Below are 20,985 nucleotides of genomic sequence, written 5' to 3'. Positions count from 1 at the left end.
AGCAGGGAATGGCTTCACTACTCCCCATTCCCTATTCTCTGAAGTTAGTTTCTGAGCGCGTCCCATTCCTGTTGTTGCTGGCGCAGCTGCTCCAGACGGGCCCCCAGGCGGGCGCGCTGCATGGTGTCCTGAGACAGGGTGGCGGCCAGCTCCATTTGCTGTACCGCTATATCATAGCGACCTTCCAGCGCGGCCAGCTCGGCCCGGGCACGGCGAAAGGCCGACTCATCACCCAATGGACGCAGCGCCTGGGCCAGCAAATCCCACACCAGCGGCTCTTCAGGATGGCGGCGGGCGTAGTCATCCAGCAGAGTGGCGGCATCCTGATGCCGGCCTGCCTGCAGCAGAGTATCGGCCAGGTTAATTACCACCACCTTGTGCTCGGGTAAACGTTGCTGAGCCTGAGTAAGCCGGGTAATGGCGGCCTGATGGCGGCTTTCGGCGTTATCCAGATCCGTCAGTGCATCGAGCACAAACAAATTGTTGCCATGACGCTGGGCCAGCTGCTCCAGCAGGGGTCTGGCCTCTTCCGGCTTGTTAATATCCAGCAGCCCCAGGGCCTGACCATAACGGGCGGCGTCGGGCAGCCAGCTGCCATGGCCGTTGACCTCTCTGGCAAAGTACTTGTGCAGCTCTCTGGTTCCCGACTGCTGCAAGCGCACCATAATGCGCGCCTTGGCAAACTGAAAATCGAGTGAAGGGGGGACCTTGTCTGCTTTATAATCAGCAGCCCGGGAGCGGGCTTCGGCAATACGGCTGGCGGGCAGGGGGTGGGTCAGCAGCATTTGTGGCGGTGTACTGGCAAACTGATATTTTTCGGCCAGTTTCTGAAAAAAGCCAGCCATGGCATTGGGATCAAAGCCGGCATTATGCAACAACCTCAAGCCTAAGCGGTCGGCTTCAAATTCGTTGTCCCGGGTGTAGTTGATGGCCGACTGCATTTTCAGCCCCAGTGTGGTTTGTAACGCCGCCATGCCTGCCTGCGGGTTCACCACCGCCAGCGCGACCGAGCCTACCAGACCGGCAATCGTTAATGGTGTGCTGCGCGACTGGGACTCCAGATAGCGGGCGATATGACGCTGGGTAACGTGAGTGATTTCATGGGCCATTACCGAGGCCAGCTCACTTTCGTTGTCGGCGTACAGGAACAGACCGGTATGCAACTGCACCACGCCGCCCAGAAAGGCGCTGGCGTTGATGCTGTCGTCTCGGATCAACAAAAACCGGAACGGAAACCGTACCGAGTCTGCCTGAGATAACAGCCGGTGTCCCAGACTGGTGATATATTCGTTCAGCACAGGGTCATTCACTACCGGCTGATTAGCCCGGGCAAAGCGGCTGAAGGCTTCCCCAAAGCGGGCTTCCCGCTCCACCGACATGGCACTGACACCGGCGGTGCCGATATCGGGCAACCGGTTGTCGGCCTGAGCGGGCAGACTGTTGCCAAGAAAAAGAGCCAGTAACAGGGGCGTGGAGTAAAACCGCATAGTTCAACCTTTTGCCGAAGGGGACAGGCAGAATAACCGGCCGTTTCAAGGGGAACAAGCATTGTTTGCGAACCTCAGGCAGGGGATAATGCCCCTTTGCATAAGGGGCAGAACATGGAACAGCTGGATGTAAGCCACCTGCGTTGCCCTCAGCCCCTGCTTGAGGTCAAGCTTTGGCTAAAACAGGCACAGTGTGGCCAGCAGCTTGAACTGGTGCTGGCTGATGCCGGCTCGCGCCGGGATATTCCCGCCTATCTGGAGCGCGTCGGGCACAGCGTGAAAACAGTGTCACACTCTTCCCACCGGCTCAGGCTTATCATTACCAAACTCTCATAAGGACAGGTCATGTTGGATGTAATCAAGCACTGGTATCGGCAGCGCTTCTCCGATCCGGGTGCCGTGGTATTGTTTCTGCTGTTGCTGTTCGGCTTTGTGGTCATGTATTTCATGGGCCGCATACTGACCCCGTTTTTTGCTGCCATTGTGATTGCCTATCTGCTGGAGTGGCCCGTGGGCCGTCTGCGCCGCCTCGGGCTGGGCCGGGGGCCGGCGGCGGGGGTGGTCTTGCTGCTGTTTGCGGTCTTGCTGGTATTGTCACTGGTCAGTCTGGTGCCCTCCATTCTCAATCAGAGCACTAATCTGGCACGGGAAATTCCCACCATGATCAACCGGGCTCAGGAGGTGCTGCTGACCCTGCCGGAAGACTACCCTGAGCTGGTGGATGTGACTCTGATGCAAAACCTGCTGACCGAGCTGCGCGGCCGGCTGCTGGGCTCAGCTGATGCCATCTTAAGTGTCTCTATCAGCTCGCTGACCAATGTGGCTGTGATGCTGGTTTATCTTATTCTGGTGTCTGTGCTGGTGTTTTTTATGCTGAAGGACAAGCCGTTGCTGCTGCAGAGCATGAACCGTTTTTTGCCGGAAAACCGGGAGCTTATTTCCCGCGTGTGGCATGAGATGAACGTGCAGATTGCCAACTACGTGCGCGGCAAGGTGATTGAAATTCTGATAGTGGGCAGCGTCAGTTATGTCACCTTTGCGCTGCTGGGGCTTAATTATGCCCTGCTGCTGGCGGTGCTGGTGGGCTTTTCGGTGCTGATCCCCTACATAGGTGCTGCTGCGGCCACAGTGCCGGTGGCCATGGTAGGGCTGTTTCAGTGGGGTTTTACGCCGCCGTTTTTCTATCTGATTGTGGCCTATGGCATTATTCAGGCACTGGATGGCAATGTGCTGGTACCTGTGTTGTTTTCGGAAGCCGTTAACCTGCACCCCATTGCCATTATTGTCGCTGTGCTGGTGTTCGGTGGCCTCTGGGGTTTTTGGGGGGTGTTTTTTGCCATTCCGCTGGCCACCCTGGTAAAGGCGGTGATCAACGCCTGGCCGCGGCAGAATGCATTACCTGATAAGCCGGCTTGATCTAGTAACAAACAATAATTCAAGGAATACAGAGTGAGAGAACATTTTGCTTCCCGCTTCGGGTTTATTATGGCGGCCGCGGGAGCAGCGGTAGGACTGGGTAATATCTGGGGCTTTCCTACCCAGGCGGCCAGCAATGGCGGCGGAGCTTTTCTGGTGGCCTATCTGGTATTGGTGCTGATCCTGGCATTTCCCATGCTGATTATGGAAGTGGCCATTGGCCGGCACGGTCAGGCCAACCCGGTGGACTCGGTGCGCAAACTGGGTAAAACCCGGCTGCAAAAGCAGCTGGCGGCCCTGGTGGGTTATGCAGGCATGCTGGTACCCAGCCTGGTGCTGTCGTTTTATGCCATTGTGGCGGGCTGGCTGCTGGCTTTTCTGGCCGCCAGCGTAACCCGTATGCTGGGCTGGCAGGCCGCCACCGGCTGGCTGGAAGCCTTTGGCCTGGGCCGTAATATTGTCTGGACCCTGGTGTTTTACCTGCTCACCATTCTGGTGGTGCAGGCCGGTGTGCGCAAGGGCATAGAACGCTGGTCGGCACGGCTGATGCCGGCGCTGTTTGTGCTGTTTATTCTGCTGTTTGGCTACATTCTCACTCAGAATGGGGCCATGGAAGGGTTGCGTCATTATCTGGTGCCTGACTTCAGCAAAGTGATGGACAGTCAGCTGTTGATCAGTGCCATGGGGCAGGCGTTTTTCTCTCTGACCATCGGCGGTTGTTCCATGCTGATGTACGGCTCTTATCTGAGCCGGCAGGAAAGTATTCCCGCCACTGCTTTTCAGGTGACGTTGCTGGATACCGGCGTGGCCTTTCTGGCGGGGCTGGTGATTTTGCCCGCCATGTTTGTGGCCATGCATAACGGTGTGACCATTTATGCCGAAGACGGCAGCCTGCTGAGCAGTGATACCCTGGTATTTGAGGTACTACCGGCCTTGTTCGAGACCATGGGGCCCGTGGGCCTGGTGATGGCGCTGGTGTTCTTTGTGCTGATGGGGATAGCAGCACTGACCTCATCGATTTCCATGCTGGAAGTACCTGTGTCTTACACCACAGAGCGTTTTAATGCTCCCAGACCCATGGTGACCTGGTTGCTGGGAGGGGCGCTGGCGCTGTTCAGTGTGGTGATCTGTCTGAATTTCGGCGCTTTGTTCGGTTTTGTTATTCGCCTGTCTACCCAGAATATTCAGCCGCTGGTGGGGCTGGGCTTTTGTGTGCTGGGGGGCTGGATGTGGGGCCGGGCCAAGCTGTTTGACGAGCTGGTGAAAGGTACTCCCGAGCTTGCCGGCAGCCTGTTCTGGCGTATCTGGCCCTGGTATGTGCGGCTGGTGTGCCCGCTGCTGGTAGTGCTGGTGATTGCTGCCAGCTGGTAACCCCCTTCGGGGAGCCATAAGCTGTCAGCGGTAAGAAGAGGTTGGGATGAGCAGCGCGAATCCCAACACTGTCACGGCTTGCTCGATTGTTGGGACTCGCTTCGCTCGTCGCCAACGATATCCCTGGTCCCGATCAGTACAACATACTGTACAGCTTGCGGCGGTAGCGTGATGCCAGCGGATCGGCACCCATGCTGGTGAGCATATCCAGCAGGTGTTTTTTGGCTTCGCCAAAAGCGAGGTCTTTCTGCAATATTTCAATCAGCAGCTGTAAACCTTCTTCCTGCCGGCCGGCCTGAAAATACTGCACTGCCAGCTCTTCTTTCAGTCCAAGGTCGTCCGGTGCGGCAGCCAGTTTCTGCTCCAGCTCGCGCAGCTCGGGGCTGTCGGCGGCTTCCTGAGCCAGCTCCAGCCGGGCCAGAATATGCTGATACTGACTGTCCTGATCTGCCATGCCGATGGTGCCGAGCAGCTGCTGAGTTTCTTCCAGTTTGTTCAGGGCGAGGGCGGTTTCGGCCAGGGTCAGGCGAATGGCCGGGGTGTCGTCCAGCGCTCTGGCCTGCTGCAGCAGACCGTAAGCGGCTTTTGGATCCATACCGAGCATTTGCTTGGCCTGATCCAGCAGCAGTTCCGCCTCGTTGGGCAGATAGGGCTTGAGAAAAGTCTTGAGGGCATGTTCATCCTGCGGGCCTTCCAGTACGTCTACCGGCTGTCCTTCCTTAAAAGCCACCAGCGCCGGCAGCGCCTGCAGTCCCAGCTGCATGGCCAGACTTTGCAGCTGCGGATCGGCCACATCTACCCTGGCCAGATCCACATGGCTGTTGTCGGCACCGATCAGCTGCTCTGCCTGAATGCGCATTGGCTCACATTCGGGCACCTGAGCGGCATGAAAGAAGATCACTACCGTTTTTTCCATGGATGCCTGGATCAGCGCCTGCTGAAAATTTTCTACCGTGATATCAAGGATCATGTAAATGTCTCTTTAGGGGTTTATGGCTAGATTGGGTTGCACACCGGTAATTTCAAGCATCGGCCCATAATCAGCCAGGTCCGGCAGCCGCACCGGCGTACTCCGGGCTGAAGCCAGCGTTAATGTACCGGTGCCAACAGGCCAGTGTTGCAGCCGGTATTCCCGTTCGTTGAAGCGGGCGCTATGACTGCCGGGCTGCCAGCATACTCTGTGCAGATTATTGGCGATGCCGCTGCCATCAGCTTTCAGGACCGCTTCCTTGATGGTCCAGAGCTGCTGAAAGTCACTGGCAGGCTGTGTACTTTGTGCCAGCCAGGTTTGTTCTTGCGTTGCCAGATAGCGCCGGGCCAGCCGCTGAATGCCGGCAGGTGCCAGCAGCCGGCTTTCCAGATCCACGCCAACGGGCTCGCTGGAAATGGCCAGTGCCAGCAGTGAGCCGCTGTGGCTCAGGTTGAATCTGAGCGGTTCGCCATGCAGCTCGGGTTTGCCTTTGTCGGTATGATAAAAGTCAAGGCTGTCGGGAGGCACAGCCAGCAGACTGCCCAGCCGCTGGCGCAGCAGGTAGCGGCTGAGCAAATACAGGTGCGCCTGCTGCGCATTTTTGATGGCTGCCAGGCGCTGTTTTTCCGGAGTTGAGAGCAGCTTATAAGCATCTTTCGGCGAATTTATCGCCATGGCGTCACAAATTAACAGCTCTGCAAAAATATCCTTGTTTTTACTCATTTTTCGCTTTGCAAAATACGCAGCAACTGGACTATGCTGGAACCCATTGTTCGGTTGCCATTGTTCATAATGCTTAAACATATCATTGTTGTTGGCAGTCTGCTGGTAATGACGGGGTGCAGCAGCACTCACGATTCCGAGTCAGGCAAAAGGATGACTGGTAAAAAGCCGTCCTCTTCCCTGACTTATAGCATCAGTACCTCGCCCATGAAACCCAATCGCCCGCTTTCTGCACTGGCGGATCTGCAGCAGGTATATCAGCGCTGGCGTGGTGTTCCCTATCGCTTTGGTGGTGAGAGTGAGCAGGGCATAGATTGCTCTGCCTTTACTCAGACCATGTATCAGGAAGCGTTTGGCATGGAGCTGCCCCGCAGCACCTATGAGCAGGTATTGCTGGGGCGTGAAATTGACCGCAGTGAGCTTCGCCCGGGTGATCTGGTGTTTTTCCGCACCGGCCGCAGCACCCGTCATAACGGCGTGTATGTGGGCAATGGCAAGTTTGCTCATGCGTCGTCCAGCGTAGGCGTGACCATTTCCAGCCTGGATAATGTCTATTGGCGCAGCCGCTACTGGCAGGCGCGACGGGTACTGGATTAAATGACAGGGAACAGGGACTGGTGAACAGGGAATCGTAACCGATAATCCCTAATCCCCGGTGTTCATTCCCCCTGAAACCGGTTGAGTTCGTTCATTACCTGCATTAACAGTGTCAGCTCCGGGCTGCTGTCTTTGCGCTCCTGAAAGCTTGTGGCATCCACCAGCTGCAGCTCGCCACGACGGCTGAACAGGGTAATATCGTTTTGCTGATAAATGGCATATTCCTCTTCATCAGAGGCCATCCGCCAGCGATTTGGACGAGCTCTGAACAGTGACTGACCGCTGGCATAGCTGCGCAGCGGCGTCGTCACACCCAGCGCCTGTTGCAGCAGGGTAGGGGCCAGATCAAGGTGACTGGTGGGATAACTGATGTGTTCTGCAGGTTTGCCGGGCCAGCCTATTACCAGTGGTACCCGCAGCTGTGCCGGTGAATAGGCATTGCCATAACCCCAGGTGTTATTACCGTTGTCATTAAACTCCATGCCATGCCCTGCGGTCACTACCACTATGGTGTCGCGTTCGGCATTTTGTACCAGCCCCAGCAGAGCACCCAGCAGCTGATCGGTATAAAATACGGCGTTGCGGTAATGATTTAGCAGCGCATCTCTTTGCCCGGACTGAAAAGGCGCTGCCGGGTTCAGCTGATCCAGCGCTGGCTGAAACGGCCCTTGCAATCCCGCGGGTACTGACAGTGAATTCAGCGCATCCAGATACACATAAGAAAACCAGGGCCGCTCCTTACTCTGAGTATTGAGCCAGTTGGCAAAATTACTCAGTGCTTGCCGGTCACCTTCGGCACCTTCCGGAGCCGCCTGCATGCCTGGCGAGCGAAGATTGCTGAAAATAGCGTCTTTATAGAGAGGTGAGCCGGTGCCACCGCTGACAAACAAACCAAAGCGATAGTCCTGACGCTGCAATTCGTTTAGCAGCACTGGGGCGGTGCGCTCCAGCTCGGCTTCCCGGCGGTAATGGGCAGGCAGACTGTAAAACAGGCTGAACAGTGCCGGTTCCGGCCGGTTGCCGGCACTGAGGTGATCGTCAAAACGCAGATGGCGTTCAGCGTAACGGCTCAGATTGGGCATGGTAATATGATCGAGGTAATCCGCCCGCAGACCATCTGCCACCACCAGCAGAATATTGGGTGCCCGCTCCGGCGGTTGTACCGATAACGGCCGGAGCGGGTAATTCAGCCGCTGCTTGGGTTTATCGATAATTTGCTCGGAGCGTTCGCGATATTCTGCTTCATCCAGCCAGCCCTGCTTGATTAAAAAGCTTTTGGCGGTCATGGGATAAGACAGCGGAAAGTTGGCTTTTTGCAGAGTAATGGGCGTATACAGAGTGGCGTCTGCCCAGATATGCACGCTGTGGGTGAGAAAAAAACACACCAGCAGCGGCAGGCCAAGCGGGCGCGACAGGCTGCGTGAACGGCGCGGGCTCCAGCGCCACAGCCAGGCACCCAGCCACAGCTCCAGCACAAACAGCACCGGCACCAGGGCAAACAGCCAGCCCCAGCCGGACGCTCCTTCCGCCTGGGCCTGATCCAGCAGCAGCCGCCACACCGAGGGATTTAAATGAAATCCAAACAGGCTGAATACCTGAGTGTCTATCAGTAACAGGGTAAGTGCCCCTGTGGCCAGGCCAGCTCCGAGAAACTGCACTGCTTTCAGTTTCGGAAATAAAAATGTGAGCGGAAACAGCGTCAGCAGATAGGTGCAGAAGGTCAGAAAGGCAAAATGCCCGACCCAGCTCACCAGCATATAGACGGTGCCCAGCACAGTGTCGGGCAGGCCGGCGGCAAACAAATAGCGCACCGATACCGCCATGGCCAGCAGAATATTGAAAAACACAAACCAGTGACCCCAGCCAATCAGGCGGGAAACGTGGTCACGATACTGGGGGCCGGTTTCAACCATGAGCGGTATGATTCTCGGTGAAGCAAAGGGCGCTTAGTGCGCCCCTTTTTGTGTGTCGACGGATGAAGTGAGCACGCTGGCAAACTTGTCGGCAATGGCCTTGCGCTGGCCGGGAGCAATCTGATGATTGATGATATGCGTAGCCAGGTTGCCCAGCACCATCAGGCGAAGATCTGCCGGAGCTTTATGGTTGTCCATGACTGCTTCCAGTTCACTCAGCAGCTGGTCGAATTGTTTGTCGTATTTGGAAATAACAGGCATGGGCGTTCAGTCATTTAACTTGGTAACAGGGCGTCTATAATACCCCACCCCATTCGGCAACTCTATGGCAATCTGATATGAGCCTGGACATAGAACACATCATAGTACATTCCCTGTTTCTGAATGAGCAGGGGCAGACCGCCCTTGCCAAGCGTGACGATGAGCTGGCCACTGGCCCGGCAGTAAATCAGCTGATGAGCGAGCTGCATCATGTTTACAATACCAAGGCCGGCAAGGTGTTTGGTTATTTCAGTGAGGAAGACACCGGTTTCAGAGATCTGGTGCGGCGAATGGAAGATCAGAGCCTGGGCTTTGCGGCCTTTTCTCATCAGGCCGCCGAGCGGCTGCTGGGGGAGCTGAACCGGCTGGATATGCAGGAAGAAGGCGTGCTGCTGTTTGTGCATTATCAGTGGCTGGGTGCCCGTTATTTACTGATAGCCCTGCTGGATAACAAAGACAGCGTCACCGTGACCGAAAAGCTGGATGTGAGCCGGGCCAGCTATCTGGACCTGGGGCGCATGCAGCTGGCGGCACGGCTGGATCTGACCGAGTTGCAAACCCGGCCCGAGTCAAAACGGTATTTTTCCTTTATCAAGGGCCGGGCAGGACGCAAGGTGTCGGACTTCTTTCTTAACTTTCTGTCTTGCGTTGAGGGCATGGATCCCAAGGTGCAGAGCCAGGGCCTGATGAAGGCGGTGGATGACTACTGCGATGCCCGTCAGCTGAGCAAGGAAGAGCGGGAAGAAAGCAAGGCCACCATCAGCAAATACTGCCGGGAGCAGTTAAAGGAAGGGGAAGAGCTGGAGTTGCGGGAGCTGTCGGCCGAGCTGGGCTCGGACGACGATCTCGACTTTTATCAGTTTGTGAGCGAGGAATATGCGCTGGAAGAGCGTTTTCCGGTGGACAGATCTTCCCTCAAAGGGCTGACCAAATACGTGGGATCCGGCGGCGGTCTGACCATCAGTTTTGATCAGAAGCTGCTGGGGGAGCGCATTGAATATGACCCCGCCACCGACACCCTGACCATCAGGGGCACGCCGCCCAACCTCAAGGCGCAACTGCAAGGGAGCAGGGAATAGGGACCAGGGATTTACTATTCCCCAATCACTATTCCCGATTCCTTGGGTGTTAACTCCGGATCAGGTGATCAAAGGCTCCCAGCGCGGCGGTGGCACCGGCACCCATTGAGATAATGATCTGCTTGTAGGGCACGGTAGTGGCGTCGCCGGCGGCAAACACGCCCGGCATGGAAGTGGCCCCTTTGGCGTCTATGATGACTTCACCAAAGCGGGTCAGCTCTATCTCCGAACCTTGCAGAAACTCGGTGTTAGGCACCAGACCAATCTGTACAAAAATACCTGCCACATCGAGTTGCTTGCTGTCGCCGCTGACGCGGTCGGTATACTGCATGCCGGTGACCTTGTTGCCATCACCCAGCACTTGTGTTGTCTGGGCATTCATAATGATGTCGATATTGCCCATGGAACGGGCCTTGCGCTGCAGCACCTCGTCGGCGCGCAGGGTATCGGCAAACTCCAGCACGGTGACATGCTCGACAATACCCGCCAGATCGATGGCGGCTTCAATGCCGGAGTTGCCGCCACCCACCACGGCCACCCGCTTGCCTTTGAAGAAGGGGCCGTCACAGTGGGGGCAGTAGGCCACCCCCTTGGTACGGTATTCAGCTTCGCCGGGCACATTCAGCTCGCGCCAGCGGGCACCGGTGGCCAGAATGACTGACTTGCTCTTAAGTACGGCACCGCTTGCCAGCGGCACTTCAATCAGCTCGTTTTGATGTATGCCGGCGGCACGCTGGCTGGTGATCAGCTCAACGTCATATTCCTTCAGGTGCTGCTCCAGGCTGGCGGCCAGTTTGGGGCCTTCGGTGTAGGGCACGGAAATAAAGTTCTCAATGCCCACCGTGTCCATCACCTGGCCGCCAAAGCGCTCGGCCACCAGACCGGTGCGCACTCCTTTGCGAGCGGCATAAATGGCCGCTGCGGCACCGGCGGGGCCACCGCCCACCACCAGCACGTCAAAGGGGGCCTGTTCGTTAAGGGCCTCTGCCTGGCGCTCGGCAGCACCGGTATCGAGCTTGCCGACAATTTCTTCCAGGGTCATGCGGCCCTGCCCAAAGTGCTCGCCATTCAGGTAAACCGCAGGCACCGCCATAATCTGGCGCTCGTTCACTTCGTCCTGAAACAGGGCACCGTCAATCATTACATGAGTAATGTTGGGATTGAGGGTAGCCATCAGGTTCAGCGCCTGCACCACGTCCGGGCAGTTCTGGCACGACAGCGACACATAGGTTTCAAAGTGAAATTCACCTTTAAGATCCCGAATCTGCTGCTGCAGCTCGGGGGCAGCCTTGGACGGATGGCCACCGGTCTGCAGCAGGGCCAGCACCAGAGAGGTGAACTCGTGACCCAGCGGAATGCCTGCAAAGCTGATGCGCGGCTCCTGGCCTTCGGCGGCAATGCTCATGCTGGGCGTGCGTGCAGCCTGAGTTTCAGTCAGGCTGATTTGATTTGAGAGCCCGCTAATCTGACTGGCCAGCTCTCTTAATTCATTGGATTTTGCAGAGCCATCACCGGACACGCTGAGGGCTACCGGCGAGGTAATGTTTTGCAGATAGGTAGAAAGTTGTTGTTTGAGATTATCGTTCAGCATGGTGATGTCCTGTGTGGTAAACAAATAGAAAAGGTTTGTAACAGGCCCGCCGCAGGCGGCGGGCACAGGGCAACAAAAATTTAGATTTTGCCTACCAGGTCGAGCGACGGAGCCAGAGTGGCTTCGCCTTCCTGCCATTTGGCGGGGCATACTTCACCCGGGTGCGCAGCTACATACTGGGCAGCCTTGATCTTGCGCACCAGGTCGGAGGCATCGCGGCCAATGCCTTCGGCAGTGACTTCAATGGCCTGAATCACACCCTGAGGATCAATGATAAAGGTGGCGCGGTCTGCCAGGCCCTGACCTTCACGCATCACACCGAAGTTGTTGGTAATGGTGCCGGTCTGATCGCCCACCATGTAGTAGTTGATCTTGCCAATGGTCTCGGAGCTGTCGTGCCAGGCCTTGTGGGTGAAGTGAGTGTCAGTGGATACCGAGTACACTTCCACGCCCATTTTCTGCAGCTCTTCATAATGGTCGGCCAGATCACCCAGCTCGGTGGGGCACACAAAAGTGAAGTCGGCGGGGTAGAAGAACACCACAGACCATTTACCCTTAAGATCTGCATCGCTTACTTTGACGAAATCGCCCTGATAAAACGCATCGGCAGTGAAAGGTTTGATTTCGGTATTGATGGAAACAGCCATGTAAAGCTCCTTATTGAGGTTAACGAATGAGACCCTGTCTCGAACGCTGTCCATACTAGAGACCATTTATTGTTAGGTTAAGTCGTTATTATCTTTCCCATTGATTGCTAAAAGCTATCAATTGGTTTTTTTTAAGCCGTTTTTCAAAAAAATTTTTGTGCCGGCCATGAGTCTGTAATAACACCAGATCATGCCACTTTACTCAGGTAAACCGGCTGCTCCTGTCCGCCAGTAAATTCTGACCAAACAACCACTCAGGGTGACAGGCCGCCCCTTCTTAATCATCAATGGCTTATTTTTGCGATCGCAAAAAATGATCTGCGCCGGCTTGTAAAGCCCGCCCTCAGCCTTTTCAAACGAAATGGCACTATGCTGACAGTACATAATCAAGAGTAGAGTTAACTCTAATCTTTGTTTGGTTTATGTTTTTTTATTACGTTAATTTATTTCATTTTGTGGAGGCTGCTGTGATTTGAGTCACCTTTGCAAGACCGGTTTTATCAGGTGTTTGGTGCCATGCGACTTTGGTAGCAAGCAGGTGAAGGAGTGTGATGTGTGTTGTGTTTTAGTTAAATCGGATCTTGAACAAATCTGATTTTTTGCGCAACTTAATAACCACACCGCAACACAACAAGAAACGGCACTGTTCGGTAAAGTTTTTGCTGTAACAAGCCAGACAAACGGAAACGCGCTACCAGGCGCTCTATAAAAATAACTATGTGAACTGACAGATCAGCCAAGCGGCGGTGAACAGGCTGGTATGACAGAGATGGACGACAACTTCAAACAAGACAGGACTGGAACCATGCCATACGCAAACGAGATAGATACCCTGGCCACTCTTATCAAGCAAAACCCGAGCTGGAGTGCCATTAAACCTGAACATGCCGCCCGCATGCGCGTGCAGAATCAATTCAAGACCGGTCTGGACATTGCCAAATACACCGCCAAAATCATGCGTGAAGACATGGCTGCCTATGACAAGGATCCGGCGCAATACACCCAGTCTCTGGGCTGCTGGCACGGTTTTATCGGCCAACAAAAGCTGATTTCCATCAAGAAGCACTTTGGCAGCACCAAGCGCCGCTACCTCTACCTGTCTGGCTGGATGGTGGCCGCCCTGCGCTCCGAGTTCGGTCCGCTGCCGGATCAGTCCATGCACGAGAAAACCTCTGTGCCGGCCCTGATTGAAGAGCTGTACACCTTTCTGCGCCAGGCTGATTCCTGGGAACTGAACCATCTGTTCCGTGCGCTGGAAGAGGCCCAGAAAGCCGGTGATACTGCTAAAGCAAAAGAGATCACCGCCCAAATCGATAACCATGAAACCCACATAGTGCCGATTGTTGCCGACATTGACGCCGGTTTTGGTAATGCGGAAGCCACCTATCTGCTGGCCAAGAAGATGATTGAAGCCGGTGCCTGCTGTATTCAGCTGGAAAACCAGGTATCCGACGAGAAGCAGTGTGGCCACCAGGACGGCAAGGTGACCGTGCCGCACGCCGACTTCCTGGCCAAGATTAACGCCGTGCGTCTGGCCTTCCTTGAGCTGGGTGTGGACGATGGTGTAATTGTTGCCCGTACCGATTCTCTGGGTGCCGGCCTGACCAAGCAAATTGCCGTGACCAATGAGCCGGGTGATCTGGGTGACCAGTACAACAGCTTTATTGACGGTGACGAAATTCAAAGTGCCGACGACATTGCCAACGGCGATGTGGTTATCAAGCAAAACGGCAAACTGGTTCGGCCCAAGCGTCTGGCTTCCGGTCTGTTCCAGTTCAAGGAAGGATCCGGTGAAGACCGTGTGGTAATGGACTGTATTGCCAGCCTGCAAAACGGTGCCGACCTGCTGTGGATTGAAACCGAGAAACCGCACATCGGCCAGATCAAAGGCATGGTTGACCGCATTCGCGCCGTGGTGCCCGATGCCAAGCTGGTGTACAACAACAGCCCGTCGTTCAACTGGACTCTGAACTTCCGTCAGCAGGTGTTCGATGCCTGGGCCGAAGAAGGTAAGGATGTATCCGCCTATGACCGCGACCGCCTGATGAGCGCCGATTACGACAGCACCGAGCTGGCTCAGCTGGCCGATGAGTGGACCGCAAACTTCCAGCGCGACGCAGCCCGTGAAGCCGGTATCTTCCACCACCTGATCACCCTGCCTACTTACCACACTGCGGCCCTGTCTACCGACAACCTGGCCAAGGGTTACTTCGGTGACGAAGGCATGCTGGCCTATGTGGCAGGTGTTCAGCGCCAGGAAATTCGTCAGGGCATTGCCACCGTCAAACACCAGGACATGGCCGGCTCCAACATTGGTGACGACCATAAAGAATTCTTTGCCGGTGAGGCCGCTCTCAAGGCCGGTGGTAAAGACAACACCATGGGTCAGTTCGAAAACATCTGAGCCGGGTCATACGCACAACAATAACATCGCATATTCCATCTCGTTTTTGGCAGCCCTGTGAGGGCTGCCTTTTTTCGTCTGGGCTCAATTTTGCCCGCTCTACTAGAATTAGCCTCAGGGTTCCAGTCTGGACTGTGAGGACGGCATGACCAATCCCAATAACGCCACCATTAGCCTGATGCACCGGGTCCGGTTTGTGGACGGCCACGGCCTGACCATTCCTACCTTTCGCCTGCTGAAAGACGACGGCCAGCTTTATGCGGGGGCCAGTGCACCCGATATCGGCAAGGAGCAGGCACTGGCCATGTATCACAGCATGGTGGCCACCCGCTTGCTGGATGAACGCATGCTGGCGGCTCAGCGTCAGGGGCGCATCAGTTTTTATCTGCAGAGTCTGGGTGAAGAGGCCCAGGCGGTAGCCAGTGCGGCGGCGCTGGCCCCGCAAGACATGATAATGGCCCAATACCGGGAGCAGGGTGCTCTGCTGCACCGGGGTTTTACCCTTGAGCAATTTATGAATCAGCTGTTTTCCAACGAGCGGGATTTGGGCAAGGGCCGGCAGATGCCGGTGCATTACGGCAGCCGTGAGCTTAACGTTATGACCATTTCTTCCCCGCTGGCCACGCAAATTCCTCAGGCCACCGGCTTTGCCTATGGCCAGCGGCTGGCCGGTGAGGAGGCGGTTACGCTCTGCTATTTCGGCGAAGGGGCCGCCTCGGAAGGAGACTTTCATGCGGGGGTGAACATGGCGGCGGTGCTGAAAACCCCGGTGATTTTCTTTTGCCGCAATAATGGTTATGCCATTTCCACGCCGGCCAGCGAGCAGTTTGTGGGAGACGGCATTGCCAGCCGGGCGGTGGGCTATGGCATTCGCACCCTGCGGGTGGACGGAGCCGATGCCCTGGCGGTGTATGAGGCCACGCTGCAGGCCCGGCAACTGATGCTGAAGGAGTCGCAGCCGGTGTTGATTGAAGCCATGTCTTACCGGCTGGGGGCGCATTCTTCTTCCGATGATCCCAGCGGTTATCGCTCCAAAGCCGAAGAAGAGCGCTGGCGCAAGCGGGATCCCATCGGCCGTTACCGGCGCTGGCTGCAGCATCAGGGCTGGCTCAGCGAAGACGAGGATCGCCGCCAGCAGGATGCGCTGCGCCGGCACATTCTGGAGGCGATGAAGCAGGCGGAGCAGGTGCCCAAACCGCCGCTGGACAGCCTGATTGAGGATGTGTATGGCGAGCCGCCGGCTCACTTGCAGCGGCAGCTGAAGCAGCTTAAAGCCAGCGCCAACAAGCGGGGAGGAGCACAATGAAACAAATGAACCTGTTGCAGGCGGTGAATCAGGCGCTGCATCTGGCCATGGAGCGGGATGACGGTGTGCTCTGCTTTGGTGAAGACGTGGGTCACTTCGGCGGTGTGTTCCGGGCCACCAGCGGCCTGCAGGACAAGTTTGGCGAGGCGCGCTGCTTTAATACGCCCCTTACCGAGCAGGGCATTGCCGGCTTTGCCAATGGCCTGGCGGCCAAAGGGCTGAAGCCGGTGGCAGAAATTCAGTTTGCCGATTATATCTTTCCCGCCTTTGATCAGCTTGTGAATGAGACCGCCAAGTTTCGTTACCGCTCCGGTAACGAGTTTAATGTGGGCGGCCTGGTGGTGCGGGCTCCTTATGGCGGCGGCATTGCCGGCGGGCACTATCACAGTCAGTCGCCGGAAGCCTATTTTGTGCATACGCCCGGCCTGAGAGTGGTGATCCCCAGAGGCCCGGTGCAGGCCAAGGGCTTGCTGCTGGCCGCCATTGACTGTCCGGATCCGGTGATTTTCTTTGAGCCTAAACGGCTGTACCGGGCGGCGGTGGCCGAGGTGGATGAAGGCTATTATCAGTTGCCGCTGGACCGGGCCGAGATAGTGCGAAAAGGGCGCGATATTACCCTGCTGGGCTGGGGGGCGCAGCTGGAATATCTGCTGAAAGCGGCGGACATGGCGGAAAAAGAGGGCATCTCCTGCGAGGTGATTGATCTGCAGAGCCTGCTGCCCTGGGATGAAGAAACCGTGGTCAATTCCGTGCTGAAAACCGGCCGGCTGCTGATAAGCCATGAGGCACCGCTGACCGGTGGGGTAGGTGCCGAAATTGCCGCTACCGTGCAGGAGCGTTGTTTTTTATATCTGGAAAGTCCCGTCGCCCGGGTATGCGGCCCCGACACCCCTTTTCCACTGGCGCTGGAAAAGCATTATATGCCTGATGAGCACAAGATTTTCGATGCTCTTGAGGCCACCATTCATTTTTAGGAGAACGGTATGAAGCAGGACTTTTTTCTGCCGGATATCGGCGAAGGCATAGTGGAGTGCGAGCTGGTGGAGTGGCTGGTGGCCGAAGGCGACCGGGTGGAAGAGGATCAGGCCATCTGTGATGTGATGACCGACAAGGCGCTGGTGCAGATACCGGCGGTGCATGGGGGCATCATCAGCCAGCTGCATGTAAAAAAGGGAGAGATGGCCAAAGTGCATGCGCCGCTGTTTGAAATGGAGCTGGCCGTTGAGGAGAGTGATGCCGGGCCTGAGCACGAGAGTGATATTGACTCAGGCTCCAGCTCGGACTCCAGCTCTGACTCTGACGTCAGCTCTGACGCCGAAAGCCAGCCGGAGCTGCCATCTACATCCGAATCTGCCGGCAGCCGGGCGGTGGCCAGCCCCGCGGTGCGCCGGCTGGCCCGGGAGTACAATATCGACCTTGCCGAGGTGCCGGGCTCCGGCGACAAGGGCCGGGTGTATAAGGAAGATGTGGAAGCCTGGCTGCAGGGCAGTAAGCACCGGCACATGCACAGCGACTCCGGCTGGCGCGAGCCCATTACCGGCGTACGTGCTGCCATGGCCCGGCACATGACCGCAAGCCTCAGTATTCCCCGTTTTACCTTCTGTGATGAGTTTTGCCTGAATGAGCTGCTGGCGCTTAAGCAGCAGCTGGCACCGGAATTTGAGCAGCAAGCAGTGAAACTGACGCTGCTGCCGTTTTTTATCAAGGCGCTGTCGCTGGCGCTGTCGGACTATCCGCTGCTGGGTGCCCGGCTCGATGAAGACGGCCAGAGCCTGGTGTATGAAGACGGCCATCATGTGGGCGTGGCGGTGGATACGCCGGCGGGCCTGCTGGTGCCGGTGCTGCATCACTGTGAAGATAAATCACTGCTGACCATTGCTCGGGAGCTGAGCCGTTTGTCGGACGCGGCGCGCCATGGCCGCCTGACTCAGGCCGAGCTTACGGGGGCCACCATCAGTCTGTCCAATATCGGTATGCTGGGCGGCACCGTGTCTACCCCCATCGTTAATCCGCCCCAGCTGGCCATTGCCGCCATGGGCAGGCTGCAGCGCCTGCTCCGCTTTGACGAGCAGGACAGGGTAGTGGCCACTCATATCATGACGGTATGCTGGTCGGCGGATCACAGGGTCATAGACGGGGCCACCATGGCTCGCTTTAACCGCTGCTGGCAGGAGTATCTTGAACACCCCGGGCGTATGCTGGCACGGCTGCACTGATGGATGCCCTGGGCAACTTTTATATTCCCGAGGAGCAGTCGGTTTATCTGCTCAGTGCCAATGATGCCCAAAAGCTGAAAGACTGGATTGCCCTGTGCATTGCCGAGCTGGAAAAGCTGGGTTATCGCAATATCAGCCTGGCGGGCAAGGGCGTTTATGGGTTCACCTTTGCCGGCACCGGCGCACAGGGTGAGCAGGTGGCGTTCAAGTTCTCCCGCATTGATCTGCCCGAGGCGGTGCGGGAGCGGCTGGCAGACGAGGCCTATATGCTGTCTTGTGTGCAGCACCGGTTAATTCCGGATTATATTGCCTATGCCCTGCGCGGCCGTCAGGGCATTTTGTTGATGAGCCGGGCTGCCGGTGAAGATCTGGATCACTACAGTCTGCGCCGTGGCCGGCTGCCGGCGCGGGAAGTGATCGACATTGCCGCTCAGCTGGCGGAGGTCCTGCTGGTATTACGCAACCACCGCAATCATGGCGAGCCGGCACCCGTGGTGCACGGCGATATCAAACCGTCCAATATTATGTATGACTCAAATACGGGCCGCATCAGTCTGGTGGACTGGGGCTCTTCGGTGTTTGCGCAACTGGACGCCGACGGTAACTGGGCCGGCGCTCAGGGGCTGGCGCTGCTGTCGGGAGATTTGCAGCAGTCCAATGCCCGCATGGGGGATGTGTATTTTATCGGCCCTGAGCAACTGGCGGGCGCGCTGTCCAGCCCTCGTTTTGACGAGCAGGGGGTAGCCGGCACCCTGTATGCGCTGGCCTCGGGGCAGGCCTGTCGTTTTGGCCGCAAGGCCATGCCCTCCACCAGTCTGGGCTTGCCCAAAGAGTTTGCTTTGCTGCTGGATGCCATGCTGTCGGACGACGCTGAACTCAGCCGCCGGGCCGGGGATTACTGGCTGGCGGCCATGCCCCGGTTAAAACGGCTGGTGTTGCCCGAGCTGCCGCTGTTTGACGATGAGCCTCAGCTGCCGGTGTGGCTCAGCAGGGGCGGGCGGGAGATAGAAACCGTGGTGTATTCTTCGCGCAAGTCGTTTCTGCGGGAGCACAGTGAGCAGGAAGATATACAGCAGTTAGCAGATGCCCAGCTGGAGCGCTACTACAAGCAATATCTGGAAGGCATGGGCGAAACCGAAAAAGCCTTTGTGGCCGCGGTCAGCCGGCTGGGGCGTTATCCGGTGATGGGGGGGCTGGCCATTCACTGGCATGAGCGAGGCCTGAATATCGACTCCAGCCTGAATTTATATGACGAGTCGCTGCAGCCGGCCTTTGTGGTGGCGGTCAATAATGTGGTGACCCTGGCGCGGGCCATCAGCAAAACCGGTGTGTTCAAGGCCTGTTTATTTAATGCCCGTAATACCTTGCATCTGAGCCGAAACGGGCCGGAACAGCCTTTTGTGCCGCCGCCAGAGATGCAGATTCCCTACCGGCTGGCAGACAGGCCCGATACCGGTGCCGACCGCCAGCCGCATTCTTATTTTGAGGATGGCCGGGATCCGGACGAGCAACTGATGCTGCCCGCCGAGATCATGGCGGTGATTGCCAGGCTGAACCAGCTTCATCACAGTGGCTGCATTATTTTTGAGGTGACCGCCGAGCACCTTAAGCTGCACAGTTATTATCGTCTGCTCGACGCCAGGGCAGAGGCGGAATTTGCCGGCCTGCTGGCGCAGATTGTGCAGCATATTCCTTTGATCACCGATGTGGGCGTGGGGGGCTTTATGAAGCTGCCTTTTAAAAATACCCGTCACTTTACGCATCAGCCGGTGCAGCCCGACTGCTTTTATCCGGCCAACCCTCGCACCTGGCGCAGAACGTAATGCTGTAGTTGGGGATAAAAATCGAGAAAAGCCTGTTCAAAACCGGTGTAGTGCTGCTCCAGTACGGGCCGGCAGCGGGGCAGGGGCGTAGGGCGTTTAAAGCGCTGATCAATCCGGCCAAGGGCGGTAATGATGCCGTCAAACTCCCGGTAATACAGCAGCAGGTTATTTTGTTTCATGCGCGCCACCAGTAATACCATGGAATGGGGCCAGTGCCGGTCGGGCTCAAGCTGAGCATGAGCCTGCTGCACAAAGCCTTCAAGGGACAGAGAATGAAAACGCTGCCAGTGCCGGGCCAGAAAGTGATCAAACATCATGTCGGTAATAATACCGCCAAAGCGGCGAAACGGCGGCGGCAGGGCGCGCACTTGCCCGGCATGGAGCGGGTGCGCGTCGGTAAAGCTGTCGATGCGCCTGTGCAGCACAATGCCGGTTTGCAGCGGAGCAGGCAGAGAAGCGTCTATTGCGCCCCTGGCATATTCCCCCAGCAGGGCACCGGCCAGGCTGGTATTGCTGAGTTCCGCCAGATGCAGATGCGCCAGGTAATTCATCCGTTGGGGGAGTCATCCCGGTAGCCGGTGCTGTCGGCTTCTGCCTGCCAGTCGTCGAGATCCGGCTCGTCGTCCTGCTCGTTCAGCTGGTTATCCAGCACTTCCAGCAGATGAATAGCCACGCCGATAAAATCGCTGTCGGTCACTATGCCTACCAGTTTGCCTTTGTTAACTACCGGCAGGCAGCCGTATTTGTGCTTTTGCAGATACAGTGCCGCTTCGCGCACGCCGGCATGGGGGCTGACGGTGGTGACGCCGGTGATCATGATTTCCGACAGCTGATGTTGTTGCAGAAACTCACCGTTAAGGCCCTGCTCCAGGCTGGACTCCTGAGCCGCCAGAATATCCCGCTGGCTGATCAGGCCTATCAGCTTGTCGTTTTCTATCACCGGCAAATGACGAATATGGTGGCGTTGCATCAGGGTGCGGGCTTCGGCCAGGCTGGCGGAAGGAGGCAACCCCAGAACGCGGGATGACATTATCTCGGAAACAATAGCGGGCATAGTGGCTCTCCTCTTTTAGTATCAAGATAGCTCAACAAGATGGGCCAGTAACCTGACCGGGATCACGGCAAAGGCAAAGATTGTCGGTGGCGAGGCCGGCCGGCGATTATTTCAACGTCGAATTGCC

The 20,985-nt window shown here is 56.9% G+C and carries 19 protein-coding genes; 10 read left to right on the top strand and 9 right to left on the bottom strand.

The window, feature by feature from the left end; all coding sequences use genetic code 11:
* Positions 1 to 44 precede the first annotated feature (44 nt).
* Complete coding sequence (gene bepA / locus G364_RS0106370; RefSeq protein ID WP_019934320.1) at positions 45 to 1,487, bottom strand: beta-barrel assembly-enhancing protease; 1,443 nt, start codon at positions 1,485 to 1,487, stop codon at positions 45 to 47.
* A gap of 114 nt (positions 1,488 to 1,601) precedes the next feature.
* Here bepA and G364_RS0106365 point away from each other — a divergent pair, with 114 nt between their 5' ends.
* From G364_RS0106365 to G364_RS0106355, 3 genes are read left to right on the top strand one after another with little or no spacing between them, the layout of a single operon-like run.
* Entirely contained in the window at positions 1,602 to 1,823 is a 222-nt protein-coding gene (locus G364_RS0106365) for a sulfurtransferase TusA family protein (RefSeq protein ID WP_019934319.1), read from the top strand.
* 9 nt (positions 1,824 to 1,832) lie between these two features.
* Entirely contained in the window at positions 1,833 to 2,903 is a 1,071-nt protein-coding gene (locus G364_RS0106360; protein WP_019934318.1) for an AI-2E family transporter, read from the top strand.
* 33 nt (positions 2,904 to 2,936) lie between these two features.
* A complete protein-coding gene (locus tag G364_RS0106355) occupies positions 2,937 to 4,274 on the top strand; it encodes a sodium-dependent transporter (protein ID WP_019934317.1) in 1,338 nt (445 codons plus the stop codon).
* 133 nt (positions 4,275 to 4,407) lie between these two features.
* Here G364_RS0106355 and G364_RS0106350 read toward each other — a convergent pair whose 3' ends face one another.
* Together G364_RS0106350 and G364_RS0106345 are read right to left on the bottom strand one after the other, a co-directional pair.
* Positions 4,408 to 5,244, bottom strand: coding sequence for a tetratricopeptide repeat protein (locus tag G364_RS0106350; protein WP_019934316.1), 837 nt, complete (start codon positions 5,242 to 5,244; stop codon positions 4,408 to 4,410).
* 12 nt (positions 5,245 to 5,256) lie between these two features.
* Complete coding sequence (locus tag G364_RS0106345; protein WP_019934315.1) at positions 5,257 to 5,967, bottom strand: 4'-phosphopantetheinyl transferase family protein; 711 nt, start codon at positions 5,965 to 5,967, stop codon at positions 5,257 to 5,259.
* Positions 5,968 to 6,120: 153 nt separating this feature from the next.
* On the opposite strand from G364_RS0106345, the gene G364_RS16420 reads away from it, so the two are divergent.
* Positions 6,121 to 6,564 carry an NlpC/P60 family protein gene (locus tag G364_RS16420; RefSeq protein WP_026344737.1) on the top strand — a complete coding sequence of 148 codons (444 nt, stop codon included), beginning with the start codon at positions 6,121 to 6,123 and terminating at the stop codon, positions 6,562 to 6,564.
* A gap of 62 nt (positions 6,565 to 6,626) precedes the next feature.
* Here G364_RS16420 and G364_RS0106335 read toward each other — a convergent pair whose 3' ends face one another.
* The gene (locus G364_RS0106335) at positions 6,627 to 8,477 is read right to left on the bottom strand and encodes a DUF3413 domain-containing protein (protein ID WP_019934313.1); all 1,851 of its coding nucleotides are present in this window, start codon (positions 8,475 to 8,477) and stop codon (positions 6,627 to 6,629) included.
* A gap of 33 nt (positions 8,478 to 8,510) precedes the next feature.
* On the bottom strand, positions 8,511 to 8,738 hold the full coding sequence (locus tag G364_RS0106330) for a YejL family protein (protein WP_019934312.1): 228 nt from the start codon (positions 8,736 to 8,738) through the stop codon (positions 8,511 to 8,513).
* Positions 8,739 to 8,815: 77 nt separating this feature from the next.
* On the opposite strand from G364_RS0106330, the gene yejK reads away from it, so the two are divergent.
* Positions 8,816 to 9,817 carry a nucleoid-associated protein YejK gene (gene yejK, locus G364_RS0106325; RefSeq protein ID WP_019934311.1) on the top strand — a complete coding sequence of 334 codons (1,002 nt, stop codon included), beginning with the start codon at positions 8,816 to 8,818 and terminating at the stop codon, positions 9,815 to 9,817.
* A 49-nt stretch (positions 9,818 to 9,866) separates the two neighbouring features.
* Here the strand turns inward: yejK and ahpF are convergent, their stop codons facing one another.
* Together ahpF and ahpC are read right to left on the bottom strand one after the other, a co-directional pair.
* Positions 9,867 to 11,408: an alkyl hydroperoxide reductase subunit F gene (gene ahpF, locus G364_RS0106320; RefSeq protein ID WP_019934310.1), complete on the bottom strand. Its 1,542-nt coding sequence runs from the start codon at positions 11,406 to 11,408 to the stop codon at positions 9,867 to 9,869.
* A gap of 80 nt (positions 11,409 to 11,488) precedes the next feature.
* Positions 11,489 to 12,055: an alkyl hydroperoxide reductase subunit C gene (gene ahpC, locus G364_RS0106315; RefSeq protein WP_019934309.1), complete on the bottom strand. Its 567-nt coding sequence runs from the start codon at positions 12,053 to 12,055 to the stop codon at positions 11,489 to 11,491.
* Between the two features lie 805 nt (positions 12,056 to 12,860).
* Between ahpC and G364_RS0106310 the strand changes: the two genes are divergently transcribed.
* The 5 genes from G364_RS0106310 (at position 12,861) to G364_RS0106290 (ending at position 19,804) form a co-directional block, all read left to right on the top strand.
* A complete protein-coding gene (locus G364_RS0106310; RefSeq protein ID WP_019934308.1) occupies positions 12,861 to 14,459 on the top strand; it encodes an isocitrate lyase in 1,599 nt (532 codons plus the stop codon).
* 145 nt (positions 14,460 to 14,604) lie between these two features.
* Complete coding sequence (locus tag G364_RS0106305) at positions 14,605 to 15,765, top strand: thiamine pyrophosphate-dependent dehydrogenase E1 component subunit alpha (protein ID WP_019934307.1); 1,161 nt, start codon at positions 14,605 to 14,607, stop codon at positions 15,763 to 15,765.
* Complete coding sequence (locus G364_RS0106300; RefSeq protein ID WP_019934306.1) at positions 15,762 to 16,739, top strand: alpha-ketoacid dehydrogenase subunit beta; 978 nt, start codon at positions 15,762 to 15,764, stop codon at positions 16,737 to 16,739. The genes G364_RS0106305 and G364_RS0106300 overlap by 4 nt, the downstream gene beginning before the upstream one ends.
* A 9-nt stretch (positions 16,740 to 16,748) precedes the next feature.
* Positions 16,749 to 17,981 carry a 2-oxo acid dehydrogenase subunit E2 gene (locus G364_RS0106295; protein ID WP_019934305.1) on the top strand — a complete coding sequence of 411 codons (1,233 nt, stop codon included), beginning with the start codon at positions 16,749 to 16,751 and terminating at the stop codon, positions 17,979 to 17,981.
* Entirely contained in the window at positions 17,981 to 19,804 is a 1,824-nt protein-coding gene (locus G364_RS0106290) for a protein kinase domain-containing protein (RefSeq protein ID WP_019934304.1), read from the top strand. Before G364_RS0106295 ends, G364_RS0106290 begins: the two co-directional genes overlap by 1 nt.
* On the opposite strand, the gene G364_RS0106285 is transcribed toward G364_RS0106290, so the two are convergent.
* Together G364_RS0106285 and G364_RS0106280 are read right to left on the bottom strand one after the other, a co-directional pair.
* Positions 19,768 to 20,355 (bottom strand): acyl carrier protein phosphodiesterase, encoded by a 588-nt coding sequence (locus G364_RS0106285; protein WP_019934303.1) that lies wholly within the window; start codon positions 20,353 to 20,355, stop codon positions 19,768 to 19,770. The genes G364_RS0106290 and G364_RS0106285 overlap by 37 nt on opposite strands.
* The gene (locus tag G364_RS0106280; protein ID WP_019934302.1) at positions 20,352 to 20,858 is read right to left on the bottom strand and encodes a CBS domain-containing protein; all 507 of its coding nucleotides are present in this window, start codon (positions 20,856 to 20,858) and stop codon (positions 20,352 to 20,354) included. Before G364_RS0106280 ends, G364_RS0106285 begins: the two co-directional genes overlap by 4 nt.
* Positions 20,859 to 20,985 lie beyond the last annotated feature (127 nt).

It is taken from the genome of Oceanimonas smirnovii ATCC BAA-899 (assembly GCF_000381965.1).
Classification (GTDB): domain Bacteria; phylum Pseudomonadota; class Gammaproteobacteria; order Enterobacterales; family Aeromonadaceae; genus Oceanimonas; species Oceanimonas smirnovii.
The sequence above is the reverse complement of the archived record's forward strand: the minus strand, read 5'-3'. Positions and strand labels throughout refer to the sequence as shown.